The organism is Acidovorax sp. CF316 (genome assembly GCF_000276605.1).
Classification (GTDB): Bacteria; Pseudomonadota; Gammaproteobacteria; order Burkholderiales; family Burkholderiaceae_C; genus Acidovorax.
Map to the genome: position 1 here is coordinate 1 of NZ_AKJX01000007.1, position 3,601 is coordinate 3,601.

Annotated in this window: 3 protein-coding genes and 1 pseudogene; all 4 read left to right on the forward strand. The window is 70.3% G+C overall.

All coding sequences use genetic code 11. The features are described 5' to 3' along the window. Window positions 1-11: 11 nt before the first annotated feature. Window positions 12-965 carry a tripartite tricarboxylate transporter substrate binding protein gene (locus PMI14_RS00860; RefSeq protein ID WP_081497238.1) on the forward strand — a complete coding sequence of 318 codons (954 nt, stop codon included), beginning with the start codon at window positions 12-14 and terminating at the stop codon, window positions 963-965. A gap of 25 nt (window positions 966-990) precedes the next feature. Then, the gene (locus PMI14_RS00865) at window positions 991-1,896 is read left to right on the forward strand and encodes an alpha/beta fold hydrolase (protein WP_007848125.1); all 906 of its coding nucleotides are present in this window, start codon (window positions 991-993) and stop codon (window positions 1,894-1,896) included. 34 nt (window positions 1,897-1,930) lie between these two features. Then, the gene (leuC, locus tag PMI14_RS00870) at window positions 1,931-3,349 is read left to right on the forward strand and encodes a 3-isopropylmalate dehydratase large subunit (RefSeq protein WP_035201864.1); all 1,419 of its coding nucleotides are present in this window, start codon (window positions 1,931-1,933) and stop codon (window positions 3,347-3,349) included. Then, window positions 3,346-3,601 (forward strand): annotated as a pseudogene (locus tag PMI14_RS00875) (3-isopropylmalate dehydratase small subunit); the annotation flags it as partial. The gene leuC and the pseudogene PMI14_RS00875, both read left to right, overlap by 4 nt.

The window sequence follows — 3,601 nt, forward strand, 5'->3', positions numbered from 1 at the left end:
CCCCCGCCGCTGTGGCTGCCGCCACGCTGGCCGTGCTGGCATCCCCCGCTGCCATGGCCCAGGGCGCTGCCTATCCCAACAAGGCCATCAAGCTCGTGGTGCCCTATGCACCTGGCGGCAGCGCCGACATCGCGGCGCGCCTCATCACGGACGAGTGGGGCAAGGCCCTGGGCGGCGCGCTGTTCATCGAGAACAAGGGCGGCGCCGGCGGCAACATCGGCGTGGACATGGTGGCCAAGGCTGCGCCGGACGGCTACACCATCGGCCTGCAGACCGTGTCGCTGGCCATCAACCCCGGCCTCACGGCCAGGATGCCCTACGACACCCTGAAGGACTTGGCCCCCATCGGCATGGTGGCCAGTTCGCAGCACGTGCTGGTGGTCAACAACGCACTGCCGGCCAAAAACCTCAAGGAACTGATCGCGCTGCTCAAGGCCAAGCCGGGGCAGTATTCCTATGGCTCGGCCGGGGCGGGCAGCACCTTCCACATGTCGGCCGAGCTGTTCAAGGCCGTGGCCGGCACGCCCATCGTGCACATCCCCTACCGCGGCGGCGGCCCGGCCATGATCGACACCATGTCGGGCCAGGTGGCGCTGAGCTTTCCGGTGCTGTCGGCCGCGCAGCCGCATGTGCAGGCGGGCAAGCTGCGGGCCCTGGGCGTCACGGGCACCAAGCGCTCCCCCCTGATGCCCGACGTGCCAACCATTGCCGAAGCCGGCCTGCCGGGCTACGCTTTCGAAACCTGGTTCATCGTGTTCGCGCCAGCCGGCACGCCCAAGCCGGTCGTCGACAAACTCAACACCACCTTGAACCAGGCACTCAACACCCCCGCGCTCAAGGAGCGCATGGCCAAGGACGGCTTCGACCCCATTCCATCGACCCCCGAGCAGGCCCGTGCGCGGCTCGAGAAGGAGATGCCGCAGTGGGCCAAGCTGATCAAGGAACGGGGCATCACTGCCGAATAGGCCCCGCCGCAATTCCAACGACACCATGACCACGACGACCCCGCTCTTCCCAGGCTTTACCCCGTACCGCGTGCCCACGCCAGACGGCCAGCACATCCACGCGCTGGTGGGCGGCACGGGCCCGGCCCTGCTGCTGCTGCACGGGCACCCGCAGACCTCGGCCATCTGGCACAAGGTGGCGCCGGTGCTGGCCCAGCACTTCACGCTGGTGCTGGCGGACCTGCGGGGCTATGGCGATTCGGCGAAGCCCGCCGGTGACGCGGAGCATGCCCTGTACAGCAAGCGCACCATGGCCGCCGACATGCTGGCCGTGATGCAGCACCTGGGCCACCCGCGCTTCACCGTGCTGGCCCACGACCGCGGCGCCCGCGTGGCGCACCGCCTGGCGGCGGACCACCCGGCCGCGGTGCAGCGCATGGTGCTGCTCGACATCGCGCCCACGCTGGCCATGTACGAACAGACCAGCAACGCCTTTGCCCGTGCGTACTGGCACTGGTTCTTTTTGATCCAGCCCGCGCCGCTGCCCGAGCGCCTGATCGAGGCCGACCCCGCTGCCTACGTGCGCGACGTGATGGGCCGGCGCAGCGCGGGCCTGGCCCCGTTCGACCCGCGGGCCCTGGCCGAGTATGTGCGCTGCCTGGGCCTGCCCGGTACGGCCCACGGCATCTGCGAGGACTACCGCGCCGCCGCCGGCATCGACCTGGTGCACGACCGCGCCGACCGCGAGGCGGGCCGCCAGCTGGCCATGCCGGTGCTGGCCTTGTGGGGCGAGCAGGGCGTGGTGCACCAGTGCTTCAAGCCCCTGGCCGAATGGCAGCGTGTGGCAGCCGACGTGCGCGGCCATGCGCTGCCCTGCGGTCACTACATCGCCGAGGAAGCGCCCGATGCACTGCTCGACGCGGCGCTGCCCTTCCTGCTGGCCGGCCGATAAGGCAGCACACCACAACGACAACCCCCCGATGACCATGACCACCCCCACGACGCTGTACCAGAAGCTGGTCGCATCGCACACCGTGGCCGTTCTGGACGAACAGAACGTGCTGCTGTTCTGCGACCTGCACCTGATGAACGAATACACCAGCCCCCAGGCCTTCGCCGGCCTGCACGAGGCCGGGCGCGGCGTGCCCGTGCCGGGGCAGAACGTGGCGGTGGTGAGCCACATCATCCCCACGCACCCGGTGCGCTGGCGCACCATCCAGGACCCGCCCTCGGCGCTGCAGGCCAGCAACCTCAAGGCCAACTGCGACCGCCACCACATCCCGCTGTTCGACACCAACGACCCGCTGCAGGGCATCGAGCACGTGGTAGCGCCCGAGCACGGCATGGTGCGCCCCGGCATGGTCATCATCTGCGGCGACAGCCACACCACCACTTATGGGGCGCTGGGCGCCTTGGGTTTCGGCATCGGCACGTCCGAGGTGGAGCATGTGCTGGCCACCCAGACCCTGGTCTACCGCCTGGCCAAGGACATGCGCATCCGCGTGGACGGCACGCTGCCCACGGGCACCACCGCCAAGGACCTGATCCTCATGGTCATCAGCCGCATCGGCGCCCAGGGCGCGCGCGGCTATGTGGTGGAGTTCTGCGGCAGCGCCATCAGTGCCCTGTCGGTGGAGGCGCGCTTCACCCTGTGCAACATGGCGGTGGAGGCGGGCGCCCGCGGCGCGCTGATCGCCCCCGACGCTACGGCCATCGACTATGTGCAGGCCAAGGCCCCCGACATCACCGGCGACGTGCGCACGCAGGCCCTGGCCCACTGGGCCACGCTGGGCAGCGACGCGGGCGCCGTGTTCGACGTGGAGCATGTGTTCGACGCCAGCGGCGTGGCCCCCTTCGTCACCTGGGGCACCAGCCCCGACCAGGCCATGGCCATCAACGCCACCGTGCCCCGGCCCGAGGACATCACCGACGCCGTGCAGCGCAGCAGCGCCGAGCAGGCCCTGCGCTACACGGCCTTGGCGGCAGGGCAGCCGCTGGCGGGCGTGCCGGTGCAGCATGTGTTCATCGGCTCGTGCACCAATGCGCGCATCGAGGACCTGCGCGAGGTGGACCGCATCATCGGCAGCCGCCACGTGGCCAGCGGCGTGCGCGCCATGGTCGTGCCCGGCTCGGGCGCCGTGAAGGCCCAGGCCGAGGCCGAAGGCATTGCCGCACGCCTGGTGGCGGCCGGCTTCGAGTGGCGCCAGCCCGGCTGCTCCATGTGCCTGGCCATGAACGACGACGTGCTGGCCCCCGGCCAGCGCTGCGCCTCCACCACCAACCGCAATTTCGAGGGCCGCCAGGGCCGCGGCGCCATCACCCACCTGATGAGCCCGGCCATGGCCGCCGCCGCCGCCATCACCGGCTGCATCACGGACGTAAGGACTTTGGAGGTGACTGCATGACCGCCGACAACACCAACACCACCGTGCGCGGCCAGGCGGCCCTGCTCGACATCGCCAACCTCGATACCGACCAGATCATGCCCAAGCAGTTCCTGCGCGGCATCGACAAGTCGGGCCTGGCACCGGGCCTGCTGTACGACCTGCGCTTCGACGGCGCGGGCCAGCCACGGCCCGACTTCGTGCTCAACCAGCCGGCCTTTGCCGGCACCGATGTGCTGCTGGCCGGCAGCAACTACGGCTGGGGCTCCAGCC